The sequence below is a fragment of the Ensifer sp. Root142 genome (genome assembly GCF_001426785.1).
GTDB lineage: Bacteria > Pseudomonadota > Alphaproteobacteria > Rhizobiales > Rhizobiaceae > Ensifer > Ensifer canadensis.
Window position 1 is genome coordinate 24,853 of the sequence record NZ_LMFK01000019.1, and the last position, 20,484, is coordinate 45,336.

Annotated in this window: 24 protein-coding genes; 14 read left to right on the forward strand and 10 right to left on the reverse strand. The window is 61.9% G+C overall.

The window, feature by feature from the left end:
• Positions 1-32: 32 nt before the first annotated feature.
• Positions 33-197 carry a hypothetical protein gene (locus ASD52_RS39395; protein ID WP_164474916.1) on the reverse strand — a complete coding sequence of 55 codons (165 nt, stop codon included), beginning with the start codon at positions 195-197 and terminating at the stop codon, positions 33-35.
• Between the two features lie 243 nt (positions 198-440).
• Here ASD52_RS39395 and ASD52_RS19710 point away from each other — a divergent pair, with 243 nt between their 5' ends.
• Both ASD52_RS19710 and ASD52_RS19715 read left to right on the forward strand, forming a co-directional pair.
• On the forward strand, positions 441-1,064 hold the full coding sequence (locus ASD52_RS19710; protein ID WP_025427908.1) for a DUF1236 domain-containing protein: 624 nt from the start codon (positions 441-443) through the stop codon (positions 1,062-1,064).
• Between the two features lie 338 nt (positions 1,065-1,402).
• The gene (locus ASD52_RS19715; RefSeq protein WP_025427909.1) at positions 1,403-1,669 is read left to right on the forward strand and encodes a hypothetical protein; all 267 of its coding nucleotides are present in this window, start codon (positions 1,403-1,405) and stop codon (positions 1,667-1,669) included.
• 75 nt (positions 1,670-1,744) lie between these two features.
• Here ASD52_RS19715 and ASD52_RS19720 read toward each other — a convergent pair whose 3' ends face one another.
• Positions 1,745-2,635: a branched-chain amino acid aminotransferase gene (locus tag ASD52_RS19720; RefSeq protein WP_025427910.1), complete on the reverse strand. Its 891-nt coding sequence runs from the start codon at positions 2,633-2,635 to the stop codon at positions 1,745-1,747.
• A 271-nt stretch (positions 2,636-2,906) separates the two neighbouring features.
• Here ASD52_RS19720 and ASD52_RS19725 point away from each other — a divergent pair, with 271 nt between their 5' ends.
• The 4 genes from ASD52_RS19725 to ASD52_RS19740 all read left to right on the forward strand — a co-directional run bounded on the left by ASD52_RS19725 (position 2,907) and on the right by ASD52_RS19740 (position 6,198).
• The gene (locus ASD52_RS19725; RefSeq protein ID WP_025427911.1) at positions 2,907-3,389 is read left to right on the forward strand and encodes a MarR family transcriptional regulator; all 483 of its coding nucleotides are present in this window, start codon (positions 2,907-2,909) and stop codon (positions 3,387-3,389) included.
• A 45-nt stretch (positions 3,390-3,434) separates the two neighbouring features.
• The gene (locus ASD52_RS19730) at positions 3,435-4,136 is read left to right on the forward strand and encodes a response regulator transcription factor (RefSeq protein WP_025427912.1); all 702 of its coding nucleotides are present in this window, start codon (positions 3,435-3,437) and stop codon (positions 4,134-4,136) included.
• A gap of 132 nt (positions 4,137-4,268) precedes the next feature.
• Positions 4,269-5,651 carry an ATP-binding protein gene (locus ASD52_RS19735; protein ID WP_025427913.1) on the forward strand — a complete coding sequence of 461 codons (1,383 nt, stop codon included), beginning with the start codon at positions 4,269-4,271 and terminating at the stop codon, positions 5,649-5,651.
• A 43-nt stretch (positions 5,652-5,694) separates the two neighbouring features.
• Entirely contained in the window at positions 5,695-6,198 is a 504-nt protein-coding gene (locus ASD52_RS19740; RefSeq protein WP_198956839.1) for a tetratricopeptide repeat protein, read from the forward strand.
• 158 nt (positions 6,199-6,356) lie between these two features.
• Here ASD52_RS19740 and ASD52_RS19745 read toward each other — a convergent pair whose 3' ends face one another.
• The 5 genes from ASD52_RS19745 to ASD52_RS19765 form a co-directional block, all read right to left on the reverse strand.
• The gene (locus tag ASD52_RS19745; RefSeq protein WP_025427915.1) at positions 6,357-6,920 is read right to left on the reverse strand and encodes a protein-tyrosine phosphatase family protein; all 564 of its coding nucleotides are present in this window, start codon (positions 6,918-6,920) and stop codon (positions 6,357-6,359) included.
• Positions 6,921-6,924: 4 nt separating this feature from the next.
• Complete coding sequence (locus ASD52_RS19750; RefSeq protein WP_025427916.1) at positions 6,925-7,266, reverse strand: tRNA-binding protein; 342 nt, start codon at positions 7,264-7,266, stop codon at positions 6,925-6,927.
• Positions 7,267-7,281: 15 nt separating this feature from the next.
• Complete coding sequence (proC, locus tag ASD52_RS19755) at positions 7,282-8,100, reverse strand: pyrroline-5-carboxylate reductase (RefSeq protein WP_025427917.1); 819 nt, start codon at positions 8,098-8,100, stop codon at positions 7,282-7,284.
• Between the two features lies 1 nt (position 8,101).
• Complete coding sequence (locus ASD52_RS19760; RefSeq protein WP_025427918.1) at positions 8,102-8,602, reverse strand: YbjN domain-containing protein; 501 nt, start codon at positions 8,600-8,602, stop codon at positions 8,102-8,104.
• Between the two features lie 447 nt (positions 8,603-9,049).
• Positions 9,050-9,310 carry an accessory factor UbiK family protein gene (locus ASD52_RS19765; RefSeq protein WP_025427919.1) on the reverse strand — a complete coding sequence of 87 codons (261 nt, stop codon included), beginning with the start codon at positions 9,308-9,310 and terminating at the stop codon, positions 9,050-9,052.
• Between the two features lie 191 nt (positions 9,311-9,501).
• Between ASD52_RS19765 and lgt the strand changes: the two genes are divergently transcribed.
• From lgt to ASD52_RS19805, 8 genes are all read left to right on the forward strand, one after another.
• Positions 9,502-10,347 (forward strand): prolipoprotein diacylglyceryl transferase, encoded by an 846-nt coding sequence (gene lgt, locus ASD52_RS19770; protein WP_057225297.1) that lies wholly within the window; start codon positions 9,502-9,504, stop codon positions 10,345-10,347.
• A gap of 12 nt (positions 10,348-10,359) precedes the next feature.
• Positions 10,360-11,463 (forward strand): class I SAM-dependent methyltransferase, encoded by a 1,104-nt coding sequence (locus ASD52_RS19775; protein ID WP_025427921.1) that lies wholly within the window; start codon positions 10,360-10,362, stop codon positions 11,461-11,463.
• A 255-nt stretch (positions 11,464-11,718) separates the two neighbouring features.
• The gene (gene pgeF / locus ASD52_RS19780; RefSeq protein ID WP_025427922.1) at positions 11,719-12,513 is read left to right on the forward strand and encodes a peptidoglycan editing factor PgeF; all 795 of its coding nucleotides are present in this window, start codon (positions 11,719-11,721) and stop codon (positions 12,511-12,513) included.
• Between the two features lies 1 nt (position 12,514).
• Entirely contained in the window at positions 12,515-13,666 is a 1,152-nt protein-coding gene (locus ASD52_RS19785) for a Xaa-Pro peptidase family protein (RefSeq protein ID WP_025427923.1), read from the forward strand.
• Between the two features lie 89 nt (positions 13,667-13,755).
• A complete protein-coding gene (locus tag ASD52_RS19790) occupies positions 13,756-14,571 on the forward strand; it encodes a hypothetical protein (protein WP_025427924.1) in 816 nt (271 codons plus the stop codon).
• A 208-nt stretch (positions 14,572-14,779) separates the two neighbouring features.
• Positions 14,780-15,712: a ribose-phosphate pyrophosphokinase gene (locus ASD52_RS19795; RefSeq protein ID WP_025427925.1), complete on the forward strand. Its 933-nt coding sequence runs from the start codon at positions 14,780-14,782 to the stop codon at positions 15,710-15,712.
• 516 nt (positions 15,713-16,228) lie between these two features.
• Entirely contained in the window at positions 16,229-16,468 is a 240-nt protein-coding gene (locus ASD52_RS19800) for a membrane protein (protein WP_025427926.1), read from the forward strand.
• A 17-nt stretch (positions 16,469-16,485) separates the two neighbouring features.
• A complete protein-coding gene (locus ASD52_RS19805; protein ID WP_025427927.1) occupies positions 16,486-16,839 on the forward strand; it encodes an EF-hand domain-containing protein in 354 nt (117 codons plus the stop codon).
• An 85-nt stretch (positions 16,840-16,924) separates the two neighbouring features.
• Here the strand turns inward: ASD52_RS19805 and ASD52_RS19810 are convergent, their stop codons facing one another.
• The 3 genes from ASD52_RS19810 to ASD52_RS19820 form a co-directional block, all read right to left on the reverse strand.
• Positions 16,925-17,317 (reverse strand): DUF779 domain-containing protein, encoded by a 393-nt coding sequence (locus ASD52_RS19810; RefSeq protein WP_025427928.1) that lies wholly within the window; start codon positions 17,315-17,317, stop codon positions 16,925-16,927.
• A 199-nt stretch (positions 17,318-17,516) separates the two neighbouring features.
• Positions 17,517-19,025 (reverse strand): aldehyde dehydrogenase, encoded by a 1,509-nt coding sequence (gene adh, locus ASD52_RS19815; RefSeq protein WP_025427929.1) that lies wholly within the window; start codon positions 19,023-19,025, stop codon positions 17,517-17,519.
• 267 nt (positions 19,026-19,292) lie between these two features.
• The gene (locus ASD52_RS19820; RefSeq protein ID WP_025427930.1) at positions 19,293-20,249 is read right to left on the reverse strand and encodes a helix-turn-helix domain-containing protein; all 957 of its coding nucleotides are present in this window, start codon (positions 20,247-20,249) and stop codon (positions 19,293-19,295) included.
• Positions 20,250-20,484 lie beyond the last annotated feature (235 nt).

Consider the following 20,484-nt stretch of genomic DNA (forward strand, 5'->3'; position numbering starts at 1 on the left):
AAGGAAACATGCAGTGGAGATCGCGACGCGCTTTAACGCAGGCTGGCAATTTCCGCTGATGGAGACTGAGGTGCGGGGAGCTGCACGGTGGTAAGCAGCAAGGCCGAGACAAGCAGTTCGGCCGCAACGACGATTGCCACCACCGGGCGCAAGCCGTTGATGGCAGGATTTACCGGATTAACAGCTGAATTCGACATTGAACCTCCCTCTCCTGCCCGTGCTCACCTTCTTTGCGCGGGCATATCGCTGATCGTTCCCTCGGGCGCCTGCCCGACATCGACAGGAAAAATACTTTGATCGCGAAACGGTTCCCTCGGCGTAACGCCGGGTTGAACTGCGACAGGGTTAGTATGTCGCATCTTCACATTTCGTGACGTTACCGCGGGAACATCCCCACCATCGCTGCGTTTGCTCATCAGGGATAACGAAGGAGCATGATGATGAAGAACCTTACCAGCACCCTGTTGCGAACTGCCGCGGCTGCGGGTTTCGTACTCGTAGCTGGCACCTCGGCAGCCTTCGCAGCCATGACCGCCACAACCGTCACTGACCTCAATGTCCGCGCTGGCCCGGGCCCGCAATATCCCACCGTTGGCCTGGCAACACGCGGCAGCACCGCAGTCCTTGATGGCTGCATCGAAGGCAGCAAGTGGTGCCGTGTCGACGTCAACGGCCTTCGTGGCTGGGTCTATGCCCAATATCTGACCACCGATCTCGGCGGCGCTGCTGTCGTCGTTCAGGATCGACGCGCCGACCTGGCGGTTCCCGTCGTGACCTATGAGGCGCAGGCCGGCGATCCGCCAATGCCTGCACCCGGTGACGAGTTGCTCGGCCCTGTCGAAGAGGTCGATCCGATCGCGCCGCCGGATACGGTGCGCACCTATATCACCACCAACCCGGGCGAAACCGTCTATCTCGACGGCGAAGTCGTGGTCGGCGCCGAGCTGCCGCAGACAGTCGAAGTGCGCCGCGTGCCGGACTATAGCTACGACTATGTCAGCATCAACGGCCAGCCGGTTCTGGTCGAGCCGACAACACGCCGCATCGTCTACGTCTATCGCTAAACGAAACACGCCTCCACGTGGGCGAATACACAACCAACTCCAGCGGCTTGGCCGCTGGAGTTTTCGTTTGCACTGCAGCGAATCACCAGTCTTTTTTAGCCACGGGCGGCTGAAACGATCCTCGAACACTGCAGTAATTCTGTCATTTTTCGGCTTTCGAAGCTCGAAAAGCGCGGTTTCCGGCATGAAACAGCAACATTTTAGCGAGTAACGCCTTCACAGAAGGCAGCCGTGACTTCCCCAAATTGACAAGAGTCTAAATTCGGCCTCAACCTGTCCTTGCCGGATCATCGGCATTTGGCGGCTCGTCTTCGACGGGCCTGGATACGGAGGGATCAATGGAAGCATTAATGCCAATCATTACCCAATTGATCGCGGGGGCGGCCGGCGGCAACGCGGCCAGCGCAGTGTTGAAGCAAGGGGCATTCAGTGTCGTCGCACGCACGATCGTCGGCGCTATCGGCGGCCTCGGCGGGGGGTTCCTGATCCAGATGCTCGGTGGCGAAGCGGCAGCAACTGGTCTTGCGATGCAGGCACTCGGCGGCCTCGTCGGCGGCGGTGTGTTGAGCGGCATCGTCGGGCAATTCCTCGGAAAACAAGCCTGACGCCTTCCGAACGATATCCGTAGCAAGACAAAAGGCGGCCCTGGGCCGCCTTTTCTGCATTCAGGGATAATCCGGTTACTCGGCTGCCGCTGCAACCGGATAGACTTCCTTCATGTAGTCGTTCATCAGCGTTTCGCAGATGGTTGCCGGCGTGAAGCGATGGGGGCCGATCTCGGAAACAGGCGTGACCTCGGCGGCAGAGCCGGTCAGGAAGCACTCGCTGAAACCGGACAGTTCTTCCGGCATGATCGCCCGTTCGACCACTTGGTAGCCGCGGCGCTTCGCCAGCTCGATCACCGTGCGGCGGGTGATGCCGTCGAGGAAGCAATCCGGCACCGGCGTATGGATGACGCCATCCCTAACGAAGAAGATGTTGGCGCCGGTCGCTTCAGCCACCTGGCCGCGGTAGTCGAGCATCATCGCGTCGGCATAGCCCTTGGCTTCCGCCGCATGCTTGGAGATCGTACAGATCATGTAGAGGCCGGCAGCTTTCGATTTCGACGGCGCCGTCTTCGGATCCGGGCGGCGCCATTCGGCGATATCGAGACGAATGCCCTTCAGCTTTTCGGCCGGGTTGAAATAGCTGCCCCACTGCCAGATGGCGATCGCCACGTTGATGCGGTTGCTCTGGGCCGAAACGCCCATCATCTCGCTGCCGCGCCAGGCGATCGGCCGGACATAGGCTTCGGAGAAGCCCTGACGTTTCAGAAGTTCGACGCTCGCCGCGTCCAGTTCTTCGACGGAATAGGGAATCTTGAAGCCGAGGATTTCGGCGGAGTTGTGAAGGCGCTGGTTGTGTTCGGTCAGCTTGAAAATGCGGCCGCCATAGGCGCGCTCACCCTCGAATACGGCACTTGCATAGTGCAGGCCGTGGGTCAGCACGTGGATCTTGGCGTCCTTCCACGCGACGAACTCGCCGTTGAACCAGATTTCGCCGTCCAACTGATCAAAAGGAACCGCTGCCATGATGTCGTCCTCTGGCGCTTGTGCGCCATTCTTGCTGTTGATTATCTTCCCGCTTTCAGTTTATCGGCAAACTGATTGTGGGAAAATTCAATTTCGAGATTTTGGATTTGCGATCAGTGCGGCGCGGCATATCCTCCTGAGGTATTACCGCCGCCAAATGTCTCGCTTACCGAGCATGGACGCTACCAACGCGGTAAAAATATGTCAATAAAGCTGACATATTTTTCCGATTGTTTCGTAAGTTGCAACTTGGCTGAAAGGAAATGACCGCGTGGCCGGCCAATCCAAAGAAAACACCCGATATGTGGGCGACACGGTCGCGCACGACGATGATACGATCGACTTCGAAATCATCGAGCTGCTTTTCTTCGCCTATCGCGACTTCACCTCCGATCCGGATGCGATCCTGGAAAAGAGCGGCTTCGGCCGCGCCCATCACCGCGTCGTGCACTTTGTCGACCGCGAGCCGGGCATGACCGTGGCAGACCTGCTCGATACGCTGAAGATCACCAAGCAGAGCCTGGCCCGCGTGCTCAAGCAGCTGATCGATTCCGGCTATATCCGGCAGGTCACGGGGCCAGAGGACCGGCGCCAGCGCATGCTCTATACCACCGAGGAAGGCCAGGCGCTTGCCCGTGCGCTTGCCGAGCCACAGTCCCGCCGCATAGCCGATGCATTGGCAAAGACGGGTCCCGGCGCGCGCGAAACCGTCAAGCGCTTCCTTGCCTGCATGAAGAACGGCGCCGGGGACTGAAATGTCGAAAGCCCGCTATCGGCGGGCGACGGGGGAAAGCTAGGCATGACAACAAAAGCGACAGTCTCCGACGATGCAGCCCATCTACTGATCGTCGACGATGACAGGCGTATCCGCGATCTGCTCAACCGCTATCTGGTCGAACAGGGTTTTCGCGTCACGACCGCCGCCGACGCCGATGAAGCGCGACGCAAGCTGGTCGGTCTCGATTTCGACCTGTTGATCGTCGACGTGATGATGCCCGGCGAAAGCGGCATTTCCCTGACGCAGAGCCTGCGCCAGATCAAGACCGTGCCGATCCTGATGCTGACGGCGCTGGCGGAATCGAATTCTCGCATCGAGGGCCTCGAAGCCGGCGCCGACGATTATCTCTCCAAGCCGTTCGAGCCGCGCGAACTGGTGCTGCGCATCAGCAATATCCTGCGGCGCAACCAGCCGGCCCAGGCGCCCAAGATCGATCAGGTGATCTTCGGTCCCTACACCTTCTCCGTGGTACGCAAGGAGCTTCGACGCGGCGCCGATCACATCCGCCTTACCGACCGCGAGCAGGAAATCATGACGCTGTTCTCCCAACGCGCCGGCGAGACGATCCCGCGCCACGAGCTGATCGGCGACGATGCCGAGGTCGGCGAGCGCACCATCGATGTCCAGATCAATCGCCTGAGGCGCAAGATCGAGGACGATCCCTCCAATCCCGTTTGGCTACAGACGGTCCGCGGCATCGGCTATAGATTGAGCGTGGACTAAAGCATGTCGCGCAAAAGTGCGCAGCGGTTTTGCGCGACATGCGCAGAAACAAGAAATTAAAGCGCAAGAAGCGAATCCCGGAGATCGCGACGCGCTTTAGAGTGGCGACCCCGATGAGGGCAGCGGAAACCGATGGCAAGCTTTGACAGTATGCGGCGCGAGGCGGCAAACCCGAGCGACAATCCGTGGAAGCGCGTCACCCGCTGGCTGCGCCGGCGGTTGCCGATGGGCCTCTATGCCCGCTCGCTGCTCATCGTCATCATCCCGATGGTGCTGCTGCAATCGGTGGTCGCCTTCATCTTCATGGAGCGGCACTGGCAACTGGTGACACAGCGCCTCTCGGCAGCCGTGACCGGAGATATCGCGGCAATCGTCGATCTGATCGCCACTTTCCCCGCCGATCGCGACATTTCGGAAATCGTCCGCATCGCCCGCGACCAGCTCAATCTCAGCATTTCCGTCGAACCGGGCGGCGAACTGCCGCCGCCGCGGCCCAAGCCCTTCTTCGAGATCCTCGATCAAATCTTGAGCGAGGAGATCTCCGACCAGGTCCGCCGCCCCTTCTGGATCGACACGGTCGGCAATTCCAACCTTGTCGAAATCCGCATCAAGCTCGACGACGGCCGCATGCTCCGGGTCTATGCCCGCCGCAACCGGGCCTACGCCTCCAACACCCATATCTTCATCGTCTGGATGGTTGCCGCCTCGCTGGTGTTGCTGTCGATCGCCATCCTGTTCCTGCGCGGGCAGATCCGGCCGATCCTGGCGCTGACCAAGGCAGCGGAAAGTTTCGGCAAGGGCCAGAAGATCGACGACTTCGCACCGCGTGGCGCTGATGAAATTCGCCGCGCCGGCCTTGCCTTCATCCAGATGCGCGAGCGCATCGAGCGCCAGATCGAGCAGCGCACGGCCATGCTCACCGGCGTCAGTCATGACCTTCGAACCATCCTGACCCGCTTCCGGCTGCAGCTGGCGCTCGCCGGCAACAACCCCGACCTCGAAAGCCTCAATCAGGATGTCGACGACATGCAGAACATGCTCGAAGGTTACCTCGCCTTTGCCCGTGGGGAGGCTGAGGAAGACGTCGGGCAATTGAAGCTCAGCGACCTGATGACGCGTCTTGCCGCCGAAGCAGAACTGCACGGCAAGACGCTGACGACCTCCGTCGAGGGGGAGGACCAGGTCCGTGTTCGCCCGAACGCCTTCACCCGCCTTATCGCCAACCTGGCATCCAACGCCTATCGCTACGCCAACCGGGTCAATATCGAGGCACGCCACAGCGCCAAATGGGTGACGATCACGGTCGACGACGACGGGCCCGGCATTCCCGAGCGCTCGCGCGAGGACGTGTTCAAGCCGTTCTTCCGCCTCGACGAGGCGCGCAATCTCGACAGTTCGGGAACCGGCCTCGGCCTCGCGATCGCCCGCGACATCGCCCGCAGCCACGGCGGCAACGTCACGCTTGGCGACAGCCCGCTTGGCGGCCTGCGGGCAACCGTGCGTTTGCCGGCGTGAGCGGGGCGATCTGGTCAGCGCTGCAAATATGGAGGCTCCGGACTTGTCCGACACGCTAGACTGGGACGATTGGGAACAGCGGCTGGCGCTGCACTGGGCGGATTTCGGCCATATGGACGCGGACGCGTTTATCGCACGGCTCGATGTGCTGGCCGCCGAACTTCCGGACGGCGATCCGATCGGCCTCTTCGAGCGTGCATCAGCCCAGGATTCCCTCGGCAACGAAGCAAATGCAGCACCTCTGTATCGGCAGGCGCTTGCCGGTGGCCTCTCCGGCATTCGCCGCCGCCGCGCCACCATCCAGCTTGCAAGCACGCTGCGCAATCTCGGGCAGATCGAAGAGAGCATTGCCTTGCTGGAGGCCGAACGGACAATGCCATCCGACGAACTCGACGATGCGGTCTTAGGCTTTCTGGCGCTCTCGCTCGTCGATGCCGGACGAGCGCAGGAGGCGGCGGGCCTGGCGCTCGGCCGTCTGGCGCGCCATCTGCCCCGCTACAATCGCTCGCTCAAGCGCTACGCCGACGCGTTGCTGTCGGACGCGTGAGCATCCCCAAGCAAGTCGTTTTCCCCGAAAGCGCTGCCCACCTTCGGCCGGTTTATTCTTGAGCGTTTCCGATTTAGACGGAACCGCACAAACGCTCTATCTCTTTGTTTTTACGCATTTCTTGACGGAAAACCGCTTCGCACTTTTCCTGGAATGCTCTAGCGCGAATATATGGAAATCAGGCCGCGCCGCTCGTTGAAGCGGTGCCAGGCATCGATGCGACGCGGATGGCGCGCGCGCATGGCGTCGAGCGGTGCAAGCAACCGGCCCTCACGACCAAGCGACGCATCGAGGATCTCGATGATCCGGCGGTTCGGCCAGGGCTTTCTGGTGATCATCAAAAGCGCCCGAAAAGCCTCGTCCTCGCGGCCGGCGCCGAGCTGGTGGGCGATCAAACCATAGGCAAAAGCGGTCGAACGGCTGACGCCGGCATGGCAATGCACCAGAATGCGGCTCGACCTGTCGTCGGCAGCCGGCCGCATCGCTTCGAACACTTCAAGGACCAGATCCGGGAAATGCTGCGTCGCACCGGCGTTTTCCTGATCGCGCATGCGCACGACGCGGTGGCTCGCCTCGGCGATAACAGGCACGTCGGTATCGGGCAATTCCGGATCGAGCAGCGAGAGAACATGGCTGGCGCGCCAGTCGCGCGCAGCATCAGCCGCGCGCCAAAGGCAGGAGACCTTGACGCGCTCGGGTATCAGATCAACATGGATTGTCATCGGATCACATCAGTTTGCGGCCGTTGGGAATCGCCTTGTCGATGGCGGCCAGCACGATTGCGCCAGCCTCGTCTTCAAAGCCCAGCGTAAGAACCTCGGAACGGACAGGACCGATCTGGCGTGGCGGAAAATTGACCACTGCCATGATCTGCCGGCCGATGAGATCCTCAGGCTGGTAGTGCACCGTGATCTGCGCCGATGACTTTTTTATGCCGATTTCAGGGCCGAAATCGATCTGCAGCTTGTAGGCCGGCTTGCGCGCCTCGGGGAAAACCTCGGCTTCGATGATGGTGCCGACACGAATATCGACGCGTTCGAAATCTGCGAAAGTAATCGTTTCCGACATGACAATGCTCTTGAATTAACCGGCCAGTTCCTCGGCGCGCTGGCGGGCAGCGGCAATGGCCTTGTCGAAAAGTGGCTGCATCCCGTCATCGGCCATCAGCACCGCGAGTGCTGCGGCGGTCGTGCCACCCGGCGAGGTTACGTTCTGGCGCAGCCGCGAAGCGTCGTCGGGGGACTGATAAAGGAGTTCACCAGCCCCCGCGACGGTTTCCCGCGCGAGCCGCATGGCGAGGTCCGCCTTGAGACCGGCCTTGCGCCCGGCCTCCGCCATGCACTCGACGAGGTAGAAGACATAGGCCGGACCGCTTCCGGAAACGGCGGTGACGGCATCGATATCGGCTTCAGTCTCGACCCATTCGACCGGGCCGCTGACCTTCAGGAGATCATGTACCTGGCCGCGCTGCGCGTCGCTGACGCGGGCATTGGCAAAGGCGCCGGTAACACCGCGCCCGATCATCGCCGGCGTGTTGGGCATGGCGCGCACGGTGGCGGTAGCACCCAGATGGCTTTCGATGAAGGCAAGCGTCTTGCCGGCAGCGACTGAAACTATCACCGTGCTTGCACCGACGAGTGTCTTCAGCGGCGGCAGCACCGCCTCCATCACCTGCGGCTTGACGGCGATGAAAATCACCGCAGCCTCGACGCCAGCGGGAGCCGAGGTCGCGTGACTGACGCCATTGTCGGCGATCAGCTTTGCCATCGCCGGCGGCGGGCCGGGATCGATGACGAGAATGTCGGCGCCCTTGACGCCGCTCTTCAGCCAACCGCTGAGCATGGCGCCGCCCATGTTGCCGGCGCCGATGAGAACGATGGGACCGGAAGCGACGGCTGCCATCTCAAGCCTCCCCGACCGTTTCGAACAGCACCGCATCAACGGCGCGCTGCGCATCCATGCCCGACCAGACGACGAACTGGAACGCCTGGAAATAGGACTCGCAGGCATCAAGCGCGCTCGAAAGCAGAACTTCGACCTGCTGATTGGTGGGCTCGGCGCCGCCGGCGAGCAGCAGCGACTGCCGGAAGATCACCACCTCTTCCTGCCGCCACAGATCGAAATGCCCCATGAGCACCTGACCGTTGATGTGCGACAGAAGACGGATGACTTCGTTGACGCGGCTGTCGGGAACCTTGATGTCGAAGGCACAGGCAAGATGCAGCGCCTCGAACTCTTCCATCCACGAGAAGGAAACGTGGTAGTCCGCCCACTTGCCCTCCACGGTCATGGCGATCTCGTCCTCGCCCGACCGTTCGAATGACCAGTCATTGGTGGCGGCCACAAACTCGATCATATCGACCGGGTTGGACTGACGCTCGATTTCCATTTCCAAAAGGCTCATGCATCACCCTAGTAGGCGCGACACAGGCGCGCGTTATCACGTTTACAAGACGCAACTCTGCAAACCTGGCACTGAATAAGAACACACTATGATTGCTGAACTCACATCCATCCTGGCTGACTTACCCTGCCTGGAGCTTGCGTGGTCCGTTTCGAATCATCATTTAAAATCAGTGTATAATGGCGGAGTCAGGCTGCCAGCCCCCCGGCCGAAAAATAGCCGGGTACAACCACTTGCGTGTTGCCATTTCGATTCAGCGCGGGTGGTTAAGCGACTCTGGCATAAGGGTTTTTTGCCAGTGTCCACAGGTGGAAAACTTTTCAGGTTTTATTAACCTCCCTGTGCGGCGTTTCACACCGCCAAGGAATAACGACAGCAAAACGCCCGCAGAATCGATCCGCGGGCGAAGTAGAAACGTTGAAAAGCCGTTATTTCGCAAGAATCGCGTTACTTGCCACTTTCGGCGAGACGCGCTTCCAGAGCCTCGATACGCGCCAGAAGCGCATCGTTTTCGTCGCGCGCCTTGATCGCCATTTCCTTCACGGCTTCGAACTCCTCGCGCTTGACGACATCGAGCGAATTCATCGCGCGCTCGGCCTGGGCGCGAAACGCGGTCTCGACCTCGCGACGCACACCCTGGGCCGCCCCTGCGGCATCGGTCATCAACTTGGCAAAATCATCCATGATGCGGTTGGCGCCTGTGCTCATCGTTCTGATCTCCATATTCAGCCGCCGCCTCGCACTGCGATGCGGTCCTGGTTTTCAGGTAGGGTCAGGCGCGAACGGATGCAAGAAAAATCACCAAACTGTGGCTGGCCGTCGGCCGCAAGCGGCCTTGACCCCGCCGGATTCGATCGCCATGTTCCGGCAAAACAACCGGTCCGGAACGAGAAGACATTTTGGAAACCATCGCGACCCGCCTCGCCATTCTCCCCTTCCCTCAAATCGATCCCGTGATCTTCCAGATCGGTCCGCTCGCTGTCCACTGGTACGGACTGGCCTATGTCGCCGGTATCCTCATCGGCTGGTACTACGCGCGCCGCCTCGTGCAGAACACGTCGCTCTGGCGCAATGGCGAACCCGCGGCAACCCTGGCGCAGCTCGACGACTTCCTGCTCTGGGCCGCCGGCGGCATCGTGCTTGGCGGCCGCATCGGCTACATCCTCTTCTATGATCTGGGCTCCGTTCTCGAAAACCCGATCCGCGCGCTCGAGATCTGGAATGGCGGCATGTCGTTCCACGGCGGCTTCCTCGGCACGACCATCGCCATGATCGTCTTTGCGCGCAGGAACGGCATCGCCATCTGGAGCATGTTCGATATCGTCGCGACCGTGGTGCCAATCGGCCTGTTCTTCGGCCGCATCGCCAACTTCATCAATGGCGAACTCTGGGGCCGGCTGTCGTCCATGCCCTGGGCAATGGTGTTTCCGACCGGCGGCCCCTTTGCCCGCCACCCGAGTCAACTCTATGAGGCGGCACTCGAGGGGATCGTGCTGCTCACCGTCATCGCCTGGTTCATTTATCGCCGCCATGCGCTGAAATCGCCGGGTCTTGTCACCGGCATCTTTGTGCTCGGTTATGCCGCAAGCCGCATTTTCGTCGAATTCTTCCGCGAACCGGACGCGCAGATCGGCTATCTCGCCGGCGGTTGGTTGACCATGGGCATGCTGCTTTCGCTGCCGATGGCGCTTGCCGGCATCTGGGCCATCGCCCGGGCGTGCCGGGCCGCCGTCGCTGCTGCATAATTGGACGGGCGCATGACGACACCACTCGCGGACAAGATAAAGACGCTGATCAGGACCAACGGACCGATCAGCGTCACCGACTATTTCTCGCTCTGCCTCGCGGATCCGGAGCACGGATACTATCGCGTTCGCGAACCCTTCGGCAAAGCGGGCGACTTCACCACGGCGCCTGAAATCAGCCAGCTCTTCGGCGAGATGATCGGCATCTTCCTGGTTCATGCCTGGCAGCAGCATGGCGCGCCGGAGCAGCCCGTGATCGTCGAGATCGGCCCCGGCCGCGGCACGATGATGTCCGACGTCCTACGGGTCGTCAGGCGCCTGTCCCCCGAACTCTATGCCACCGCCAGCGTCCATCTCGTCGAAACGAGTGATCGCCTGCGCAAGATCCAGGCGGAAACACTGGCCGCCCATGGCGAGAAGGTGGAATGGCACACCAGTTTCGAAACGCTGCCGGAGGGTTTTGTGCTCCTGGCGGCCAACGAGCTTTTCGATGCCATCCCGATCCGCCAGTTCGTGCGAACGCCGCAAGGGTTTCGCGAACGCATGGTCGGCCTCGACGCTGAGGACGAGCTGACATTTGCCGCGGGGATTGCCGGCATCGACCCGACACTGTTGCCGACGCCCGCACAAGCAGTTGCCGAAGGCACGATCTTCGAGATCGCGCCTGCCCGCGACGCAGTCATGGCCGCCCTTTGCGAACGGCTGAAGATCGGCGGCGGCACCGCCGTCATCATCGACTACGGGCACCTGGCGACGAACTACGGCGACACGCTGCAAGCGCTGCTCGACCATCAGTACGATCCGCCACTTGCCAACCCTGGACGCGCCGACCTGACCAGCCATGTCGACTTCGAGCAACTGGCGCGGCGCGCGCAGAACGACGGCGTGCAGATCAATGGGCTTGCTCACCAGGGCGATTTCCTGATCGGCCTTGGTCTTCTGGAGCGCGCCGCGGCGCTGGGCCGCGAGAAGGATGCAATGATCCAGGAAGGCATCCGCCAGGACGTCGAAAGGCTTGCCGGATCCGGCGAAGGCAAGATGGGCGAACTTTTCAAGGTGCTCGCCGTCAGCAGCCCGCCAATCGCGCTTCCGCCGTTTCGCAAACCCAAGGCATGATTGCTTCGGGCGTGGCCGGCCAAGGGTGAAAATCATATAGAGGGCCTGGGGTGTTCCTGCGCCCCTTGAGCCTTGGGATTGGCGCCTTGCGCCATCGGCCCTAAGCCCGCGCCGAACGGCACCCCTGTCGTTCGGCAATTGACAGCCCCGCCATCGCGGGTCAACATCGCGCTGGCAAATCAGCCGCCAGCCACCGGGCCACACGTGCCCCCAACCCCATTGAAACTCACGTCAAAGCAAAGGGCGAAAACACCGATGCAGCATGATGCCGCGCTTTCCCCCGTGCAAAGCTCGCTCTTTAGCGACAAGGCCGGTCCGGCGATCGCACATGGTTATTTCACCCGCCAAGGCGGCGTTTCCGAAGGCATCTATCGCGGACTGAATGTTGGTCTCGGCTCGAATGACGACAAGGAGCGGGTCGGTGAGAACCGCGCTCGTGTCAGCCGCTGGTTCGGCGCCGCTCCGGAACAGCTTGCCACCGTCCATCAGGTCCATTCCCCCGACGCCATCGTCGTGGACGCAAGCTACGACGGCAGCCGACCTACGGCCGACGCCCTGGTGACGGCGACGCCCGGCATCGTGCTTGGCGTTCTGTCGGCCGATTGCGGACCTATTCTGTTTGCCGATGCCGACGCCGGTGTTATCGGCGCGACCCATGCCGGTTGGAAGGGCGCGCTCGGCGGCGTGCTCGAAAGCACGATCGAGGCGATGCTGACGCTCGGCGCCAGCCGCGAACGCATCGTCGCCTGTCTCGGACCTTCGATCAGCCGGCGCAACTACGAAGTCGGCGCCGAGTTCGTCGATCGGTTCCTGGCGACCGATGGCAGCTATGCGCAATTCTTCAACCCATCCGAACGCGACGGCCACGCCATGTTCGATCTGCCGGGCCTGACCATCGCACGCCTTACCGCAGCCGGCGTTACCGCCGAAAACCTCGACATCTGCACCTATGCAGACGAGGATCGCTTCTTCTCCTACCGCCGCACCACGCATCGGCAGGAGCCGGACTACGGCCGGCAGATATCCGCAATTTGCATACGGGAGACCTGACATGGCGCTTCAATTTGCCCAGGAGGAATATGCCGCCCGCCTTGAGCGGCTGACCGCGAAGATGCGCGAAGACAAGCTCGACGCGGTTCTGCTCTTTGCCCAGGAAAGCATGTACTGGCTGACCGGCTACGACACCTTCGGCTACTGCTTCTTCCAGACGCTGGTGGTCAAGAAGGACGGTTCAATGGTGCTTTTGACGCGCTCGGCCGACCTGCGCCAGGCCCGTCACACCTCCAATATCGAGCGCATCGAGATCTGGGTCGACCGTGTCAACGCCGACCCGACGATGGACCTGAAGAACCTCTTGAGCGAAATGGACCTGCTCGGCAGCCGCATCGGCGTCGAATACGACACCCATGGCATGACCGGCCGCACCGCACGCCTTGTCGACAACCAGCTTTCGACCTTCGGCGAGCTCGTCGATGCCTCGCTGCTCGTCAGCCGGCTGCGCCTGATCAAGAGCCCGGCCGAAATCGCCCATGTGGAAAAGGCCGCAAGCCTTGCCGATGACGCGCTCGACGCCGCGCTGCCGCTGATCGGCCCCGGCGGCAACGAAGCTGACATCCTTGCCGCGATGCAGGGAGCGATCCTTGCCGGCGGCGGCGACTACCCCGCCAACGAGTTCATCATCGGGTCGGGCGCCGACGCGCTGCTCTGCCGCTACAAGGCCGGCCGCCGGTTGCTCGACAGCCAGGATCAGCTGACGCTGGAATGGGCGGGCGTCAGCGCCCATTATCACGCCGCCATGATGCGCACCGTCGTGATCGGCGAACCGACCAACCGCCACCGCGAGCTTTACAGCGCCTGCCGTGAGACCATCCAGGCGATCGAGATGGTGCTGCGCCCCGGCAACACCTTCGGCACGGTCTTCGACGTGCACGCCAAGATCATGGACGAGCGCGGCCTGGCCCGGCACCGCTTGAACACCTGCGGTTATTCGCTGGGCGCGCGCTTCTCGCCGTCCTGGATGGAGCACCAGATGTTCCATGTCGGCAACCCGCAGGAGATCGAGCCTGACATGTCGCTGTTCGTGCACATGATCATCATGGATTCCGACAGCGGCACGGCCATGACGCTCGGCCAGACCTACATCACAACCACCGATACGCCGCGTGCTCTTTCCCGTTATGGGCTGGACTTCATTTCTGCTTAGGGAAATCCGCCTACACTCGCGCTGAAATGGCAGACAACAGGAGATGACTTCACAGAACTGCCGCGAAGGAAAGACGGACGGTTTGAACGATGCGAAAGCTTATCACGCCCATCGCAAGCCTTGGCCTTGTAGCGGCCCTGGCAAGTTGTAACAGCACGGACGCGCTGATACCGCAGGTCGATGTCGGCGGCGGAACGTTCCGCTCGCCGCCGGTGACGCAGTCCGACCTCGAATCGATGTCGACGCAGACCGCCGTCGTTCCGGTGCAAAGCTCGCCGGTGCAGCGGACCCGGGCCTTCGCCTCCCAGCCGGCACCTGCCAGCATGCCGACGGAATATGCGACCGGCGACAGCACCTACACCGATCCCGCCGGCTCGCTTGAGGCGCAGGCAAGTCGCCTGGCTTCCGGTGTGGAACCGGTGCAGAACACGACGATGCTCGCCGAGCCGGCGCCTGTGGAAACATCCGAACCTGTTGCCGAAGAGGTTCAGCAGCAGCAGCCGGCCGTTGCCTCCGTGCCTTCCGCAAGCACGGCGACGAGCGGGACGATCCGCTTCCTGCCGATCATCGGCGCGCCTGTCGCCGCCGTCACGCCGCTGTCGAAACAGCTCGGCGCCGAGGCGCGCAGCCATGGCCTGACGATCAAGGGTTCGGCCGATGCCAGCAGCGAACATATCCTCAAGGGCTACTTCTCGGCCCTGAAGGACAATGGCAAGACCACGATCGTCTACGTCTGGGATGTGCTCGACGGCAGCGGCAATCGGCTGCACCGCATTCAGGGGCAGGACTCAGTTGCCACTGTCGGTGCCGATCTCTGGGAGGGCATTCCGGCCGAAACCATGCAGGCAATCGCCACCAAAACCATCAGCGCCTACCTCGAATGGCGGCAATCCAGACCCGGTTGATACAAAGTTTTTAGGATAATGCGCTTCGCGGCGCAGCATTCCCCTTGCATTCAAGTTCAGTGTCGCTAAAAAGCGGCCGATCAGCTCTGAACGGCGGCCATCCGCAATGAATGTCCGCGATTGGAATGGCTCTCGGAATCTGCGCGGAAAATGCCGCTCCCGGAAATGAACCCGGACGGTAGCCGCGCCAGCTCAAGGCGGTCCGTCAATGAAGGTTTTCGCAGGCAATTCGAACCGGCTGCTGGCCGAAGCGATCTGCAACTATCTCAACCTGCCTCTTGGAAAAGCGACCGTAAGGCGGTTTGCCGATCAGGAGATTTTCGTCGAGATCGGCGAAAACGTGCGCGGCGAGGATGTCTTCATCATCCAGTCGACCTCGTTCCCCACCAACGATCACCTGATGGAACTGCTCATCATGATCGACGCGGTGCGCCGCTCCTCGGCCCGCCGCATCACCGCGGTGCTGCCCTATTTCGGCTACGCCCGCCAGGACCGTAAGCCCGGTCCGCGCACGCCGATCTCGGCCAAGCTGGTTTCCAACCTGATCACCGAGGCCGGCGCCGATCGCGTGCTGACCCTCGATCTTCACGCCGGCCAGATCCAGGGCTTCTTCGACATTCCGACCGACAACCTCTATGCGATCCCGATCCTCGCCCGCGACGTCAAGGAAAACTACGACCTGAAGAACGTCATGGTCGTTTCGCCCGACGTCGGCGGCGTGGTACGCGCCCGTGCGCTCGCCAAGCGTCTCGACTGTCTGCTTGCCATCGTCGACAAGCGCCGCGACCGCCCGGGTGAATCCGAAGTGATGAACGTCATCGGTGACGTGAAGGGCAAGGACTGCCTGCTGATCGACGACATCGTCGATTCCGGCGGCACGCTCTGCAACGCGGCCGAAGCGCTGTTGAAGAACGGCGCAACGAGCGTTACCGCCTATATCACCCACGGCGTGCTTTCCGGCGGCGCGGTTGCCCGCGTCACCTCGTCGATGCTTAAGGAACTTGTCATCACCGACTCGATCCAGCCGACGACGGCGGTTCAGTCGGCGCACAACATCCGCGTCATCACCACGGCAACTCTGCTCGGCGAGGCGATCAACCGCACCAGCCAGGAAGAATCGGTTTCGAGCCTCTTCGACTGAGAGAGGCTCGGCCGCCCGCAAAAGCATCCGTCTTCGTCAAGCGGGATTTGGCGCCCATTTTCTGTCGTTCCTGAAAAGCGCGTTGCGTTTAGGCAGCCCTATGCAACGCGCTTCCAAGGCTCGATTTCACGCATGTCGTTGTCGCAAGACGGCTGTGCACTCTTGTGCGACATGCCTTAGCGCATAATTCTTTCGTTAAATCGAAAACGGTCTAGCGAAAGAATTATGCAGTAAATCAAAGCGCTACAGCAATCTTTGCGCGTCTAGTTGGAGGCGCGGCGCTGTAGCAACGGCCCCCGAGAGTTGTCATCTTCCATCCCAAGGGGTAACATCTGCCCGCTGTTGCTGACACCTTTCTCTGCAGACAGCATTGTTCATCAATGACGTGCTTCTGATCGAACAGAAGCCTTTTTGATTCTTAGAAGAACATAATCGGAACGTTACTTCCATGCAGCGCCACGCAAATGGCGGCTCCCCGATCTATCCCGATCACCCCGGATAATTTTGGAGGAAAAGATGAGTAACTGTACGCTAACCCTCATTCTTGCAGGCGGCCTCGCCTTGTCTGGTTGCCAATCTGCTACGTACTCTCGGACGAGCACCGGCGATTTCGGCTGCCTTGCCGGGACCGTCAGCGGCGCAATCCTTGGCGGGTTCGCCGGCTCGGCCATCGGCGCAGGCACCGGTCAGCTCTGGGCTGTCGGCGGCGGCGCCACCCTTGGCGGTGCGGTTGGTAATGCCTTGACTTGCCGCTGATTGCGAAAGGCTACGAGATGCGAAAAGTGACTCTCCTTATGGCATCCGTGCTTTGCCAGTTCGCTCCGGTCGCCGCACAGGATAAGCCTGCGGCGATGTATCAGGGGCAAATGGATCGGCTCGACCGCGACGGCGACGGCGTGATCAGCCGGTCCGAATATCAGGCCTTCATGACAACGGCTTTCGCAAATCTGGACAAGAACAAGGACGGCACTCTAAGCGCCGACGAGGTAGCGCCTGTCCTTAACGCCCAACAGTTTGCCGCCATCAACGTGAACCGCGACGGCAAGATCACCCAAAGCGAGTTCCTGAACAGCGTGATGGCCGATTTCAAGGCGGCCGACCGCGGCGGCGACGGCAGTCTGCAGTAGAACGCGCGCGGATCGGACGAAAAACGGTCGCGAAGGCAGCGCAACAGAGGACACGGCTGTCAGCTCACGCTGGCGGAAGTAGCGGTCATGCGCCGGCGCTTGTCGCCGTGGCTGTGGCCGCCAGCGGGCAGGCCTCGCCACCACCGAAGAGGCGCGAACGCGTCAGGAAGCGTCGCTCGCGACCATTGTCGAGCGAGAACATCCCGCCCCTGCCCGGCACCACGTCGATGATCAACTGCGTATGCTTCCAGACTTCGAACTGGCTGGCGCTGATATAGACGGGAACGCCGCCAATCTCGCCGAGCTTCACGTCATTGTCGCCGACGATGTAGTCGTCGGCGGGATAACACATCGGCGACGAGCCGTCGCAGCAGCCACCCGATTGATGGAACAGGATGTCGGGATGATCGCGCCTGATCTCGGCGATGAACTCGAGCGCCGCGTCGGTCGCCAGCACGCGCGGTTCGGTGGTGGTCATGTTGAGCCTCCTTGCGCATGTCGCGCAAAAGTGTGCAGCGGTTTTGCGATGACGATATGCGCGAATCAAGCGCCTTGAAACAAGCGCCGCGCCTTGCGTTTTCAAAGTCGGGGTGGACCGAGGGCGAGAGCTGGAGAAGAGCCCTCGGCCACACCTGGGAGGCCCTCTCCCATAGGGGAGAGGGAACGATGGCGAAGCCTCAGAAGAAGCCGAGCGCCTTCGGGCTGTAGCTCACCAGCATGTTCTTGGTCTGCTGGTAATGGTCGAGCATCATCTTGTGGGTCTCGCGACCGATGCCCGATTGCTTGTAGCCGCCGAAGGCCGCATGGGCCGGATAGGCATGGTAGCAATTGGTCCACACCCGGCCCGCCTGGATCTCGCGGCCGAAGCGGTAGCAACGGTTGGCGTCACGGCTCCAGACCCCGGCGCCAAGGCCGTAGAGCGTATCGTTGGCGATCTCCAGCGCTTCGGCTTCGGTCTTGAAGGTGGTGACGGACACCACCGGCCCGAAGATCTCTTCCTGGAACACCCGCATCTTGTTGTGCCCGCGGAAGACGGTCGGCTTGACGTAGAAGCCTTCCGCCAGCTCGCCTTCGAGCACGTTGCGGCCGCCGCCGGTCAACACCTCAGCGCCCTCCTGCCTGCCGATGTCGATATAGGAGAGGATCTTTTCGAGCTGCTCGCTCGACGCCTGCGCGCCGATCATCGTGGCGCTGTCGAGCGGGTTGCCCTGTCGGATCGCCTCGACACGCTTCAACGCCCGCTCCATGAAGCGATCATAGATGCTTTCCTGGACCAGGGCGCGGCTCGGGCAGGTGCAGACTTCGCCCTGGTTGAGCGCGAACATCGCGAAACCTTCGAGCGCCTTGTCGAAATAGTCGTCGTCCTCGGCCAGCACGTCGGCGAAGAAGATGTTCGGCGACTTGCCGCCAAGCTCGAGCGTGACCGGAATGAGGTTCTGGCTGGCATATTGCATGATCAGCCGCCCGGTTGTCGTCTCGCCGGTAAAGGCGATCTTGGCGATGCGCGGGCTGGTGGCCAGCGGCTTGCCGGCTTCAAGACCGAAACCGTTGACGATGTTGAGCACGCCGGCCGGCAACAGGTCGCCGACGAGGTCTGCCCAGACCAGGATCGAGGCCGGCGTCTGCTCGGCCGGCTTCAGCACCACGCAATTGCCAGCGGCCAGCGCCGGCGCGAGTTTCCATGCGGCCATCAGGATCGGGAAGTTCCAGGGGATGATCTGGCCGACGACGCCGAGCGGCTCGTGAAAATGATAGGCAACCGTGTCGTGGTCGATCTCGCCGATAGAACCTTCCTGGGCGCGGATGCAGGCGGCGAAATAGCGGAAATGATCGATCGCCAGCGGAATGTCGGCGGCCATGGTTTCGCGGATCGGCTTGCCGTTGTCGAAGGTCTCGGCGCGCGCCAGAAGCTCCAGATTGTCTTCCATGCGGCTGGCGATCTTCATCAGGATGTTCGACCGCTCCGCAGCCGACGTGCGCGCCCACTTCTCGCGGACGGCATGGGCAGCGTCGAGCGCAAGCTCGATGTCGGCCGCATCCGAGCGCGCGACCTGGCACAGCACGCCGCCGGTCACCGGCGTCGTATTGTCGAAATAGCGCCCGGCCACCGGCTCGCGCCATTCACCGCCGATGAAGTTGCCGTATTTCTGCTTGAACGGGCTCTCGACGATCTTCTGATGCAACATGTTCATTCCTCCCTGTGAACAGCAACCAAAGCTGTGAGAGGAAGGTGAAGCCGAACGTGCGTGTTCGATAGTGAGGCACGATCGCCAGCGACGCGATCTGTTTCAGATGTGAGACACCTGGGCTGAGGTCAGCGTGCTGCAGCGCAATAAGCGGCGCGTTGATGAGTGATTCGAGCCGCTTCCGCCCCTGATCCCCCTGCCGGGACCTTCTCCCCGCCAGCGGGGAGAGGGTTAGGATGAGGGGGCAGCCTCAGATGAGGTAAAAGTTCAGTTAACCGAAAGCCGTTTCATCTTGCGATAAAGCGTGGCGCGGCTGATGCCGAGCAGTTCGGCTGCCATCGACACATTGCCATTGGCGCGCGACAGCACGCGCCGAAGCGCGGCCCGCTCGGCATCGGGAAGCTCGCTCCCGTCGCCGGACGGATCCTCCTTGAGAAGATCGGATGCCGGAATGCCCGAGGCGATGCGTTTGTCGTCGAGTCCGAGCCATTGCCGCGCCGCGCGTGTCGCGCCCTTGACGAGGTCGTCGCGATCGACAGCCAGAAGTGCCGGCCCTGCCCGGTCGATCGGCACGAGCACGATCCGCGATCCGGCAAAGGCTCGACGGAAGAGCCCCGCCTCGATACGCGCGGCCGCATCGCGCACGGCCTGTGACAAAAGCGAGACGGTGATCTCCGACGCATCATCGCGGCAGGTGGAGATGTCGATCGCCGCCGCCAGCCGGCCGAGGTGATCGCGGATCGGCGCGGTCGTGCAGCTAAGCCCGATATTGCTGCTGAGGAAATGCTGATCACGCTGGATAATGACGGCGCGCTCGTCGGCGATCGCCGTGCCGATGCCGTTGGTGCCGACGCTGGCCTCGCTCCAGATAGTTCCTGACCACAGTCCGACATCGCGGAAATCCGCATCGTCACCGACCGCACCACGCCGCTCCAGCGCCACGCCCTTGTCGTCGGTCAGAAGCAGGCAGCAGCCGGCCTTGCCGACCGTCGCAAACAGCCGGTCGAGTTCGCCGCCCGCCTCGGCGATCAGTTCGGCCGATCGCTGCCGCGCCAATCGGAACTCGCTATCGGAAAGTCGAACCGGTGTGCGCCGATCCTCAGGTGCCAGGCCATGGAGCGTCATGCAGCGGCGCCAGGATGCGGCCACCGGCGAGCTTGCAGCCGCCGAGGACCGGTGCGCAACCTGATAGACGTATTCCGTATGATCCCTGACGGCAGGCATCGGTTTCCTCCCTGCAAGCCACGTCCGGCAACGCAAGTCCCACCCGATCTCCCAAACGGCTGAGCCTGCTTTGGCCATACTATAGGCATCGATTGGATGAGAGGTCCAGCAAGACGAAGGTCCACCTTCATGCCCGCATCAGCGCGTTTGATGCGTTCATCACGCCGGCGGTATCGACACGCCGGCGGAATATGATACGCGAGTTCGAGCATCATCCGACACTCATTCACAACAA

What these genes read in the sequence shown, in the direction of transcription:
- adh (WP_025427929.1), bottom strand. Translation starts at nt 19,025, where the DNA reads ATGTTGCATCAGAAGATCGTCGAGAGCCCGTTCAAGCAGAAATACGGC.
- proC (WP_025427917.1), bottom strand. Translation starts at nt 8,100, where the DNA reads ATGGCAGCCGTCGCTTCCGGTCCCATCGTTCTCATCGGCGCCGGCAAC.
- ASD52_RS19750 (WP_025427916.1), bottom strand. Translation starts at nt 7,266, where the DNA reads ATGTCGGAAACGATTACTTTCGCAGATTTCGAACGCGTCGATATTCGT.
- ASD52_RS19820 (WP_025427930.1), bottom strand. Translation starts at nt 20,249, where the DNA reads ATGCCTGCCGTCAGGGATCATACGGAATACGTCTATCAGGTTGCGCAC.
- ASD52_RS19775 (WP_025427921.1), top strand. Translation starts at nt 10,360, where the DNA reads ATGACGACACCACTCGCGGACAAGATAAAGACGCTGATCAGGACCAAC.
- ASD52_RS19710 (WP_025427908.1), top strand. Translation starts at nt 441, where the DNA reads ATGAAGAACCTTACCAGCACCCTGTTGCGAACTGCCGCGGCTGCGGGT.
- ASD52_RS19730 (WP_025427912.1), top strand. Translation starts at nt 3,435, where the DNA reads ATGACAACAAAAGCGACAGTCTCCGACGATGCAGCCCATCTACTGATC.
- ASD52_RS19720 (WP_025427910.1), bottom strand. Translation starts at nt 2,635, where the DNA reads ATGGCAGCGGTTCCTTTTGATCAGTTGGACGGCGAAATCTGGTTCAAC.
- ASD52_RS19765 (WP_025427919.1), bottom strand. Translation starts at nt 9,310, where the DNA reads ATGAGCACAGGCGCCAACCGCATCATGGATGATTTTGCCAAGTTGATG.
- ASD52_RS19795 (WP_025427925.1), top strand. Translation starts at nt 14,780, where the DNA reads ATGAAGGTTTTCGCAGGCAATTCGAACCGGCTGCTGGCCGAAGCGATC.
- pgeF (WP_025427922.1), top strand. Translation starts at nt 11,719, where the DNA reads ATGCAGCATGATGCCGCGCTTTCCCCCGTGCAAAGCTCGCTCTTTAGC.
- ASD52_RS39395 (WP_164474916.1), bottom strand. Translation starts at nt 197, where the DNA reads ATGTCGAATTCAGCTGTTAATCCGGTAAATCCTGCCATCAACGGCTTG.
- ASD52_RS19790 (WP_025427924.1), top strand. Translation starts at nt 13,756, where the DNA reads ATGCGAAAGCTTATCACGCCCATCGCAAGCCTTGGCCTTGTAGCGGCC.
- ASD52_RS19800 (WP_025427926.1), top strand. Translation starts at nt 16,229, where the DNA reads ATGAGTAACTGTACGCTAACCCTCATTCTTGCAGGCGGCCTCGCCTTG.
- ASD52_RS19785 (WP_025427923.1), top strand. Translation starts at nt 12,515, where the DNA reads ATGGCGCTTCAATTTGCCCAGGAGGAATATGCCGCCCGCCTTGAGCGG.
- ASD52_RS19715 (WP_025427909.1), top strand. Translation starts at nt 1,403, where the DNA reads ATGGAAGCATTAATGCCAATCATTACCCAATTGATCGCGGGGGCGGCC.
- ASD52_RS19745 (WP_025427915.1), bottom strand. Translation starts at nt 6,920, where the DNA reads ATGACAATCCATGTTGATCTGATACCCGAGCGCGTCAAGGTCTCCTGC.
- ASD52_RS19760 (WP_025427918.1), bottom strand. Translation starts at nt 8,602, where the DNA reads ATGAGCCTTTTGGAAATGGAAATCGAGCGTCAGTCCAACCCGGTCGAT.
- ASD52_RS19805 (WP_025427927.1), top strand. Translation starts at nt 16,486, where the DNA reads ATGCGAAAAGTGACTCTCCTTATGGCATCCGTGCTTTGCCAGTTCGCT.
- ASD52_RS19735 (WP_025427913.1), top strand. Translation starts at nt 4,269, where the DNA reads ATGGCAAGCTTTGACAGTATGCGGCGCGAGGCGGCAAACCCGAGCGAC.
- ASD52_RS19810 (WP_025427928.1), bottom strand. Translation starts at nt 17,317, where the DNA reads ATGACCACCACCGAACCGCGCGTGCTGGCGACCGACGCGGCGCTCGAG.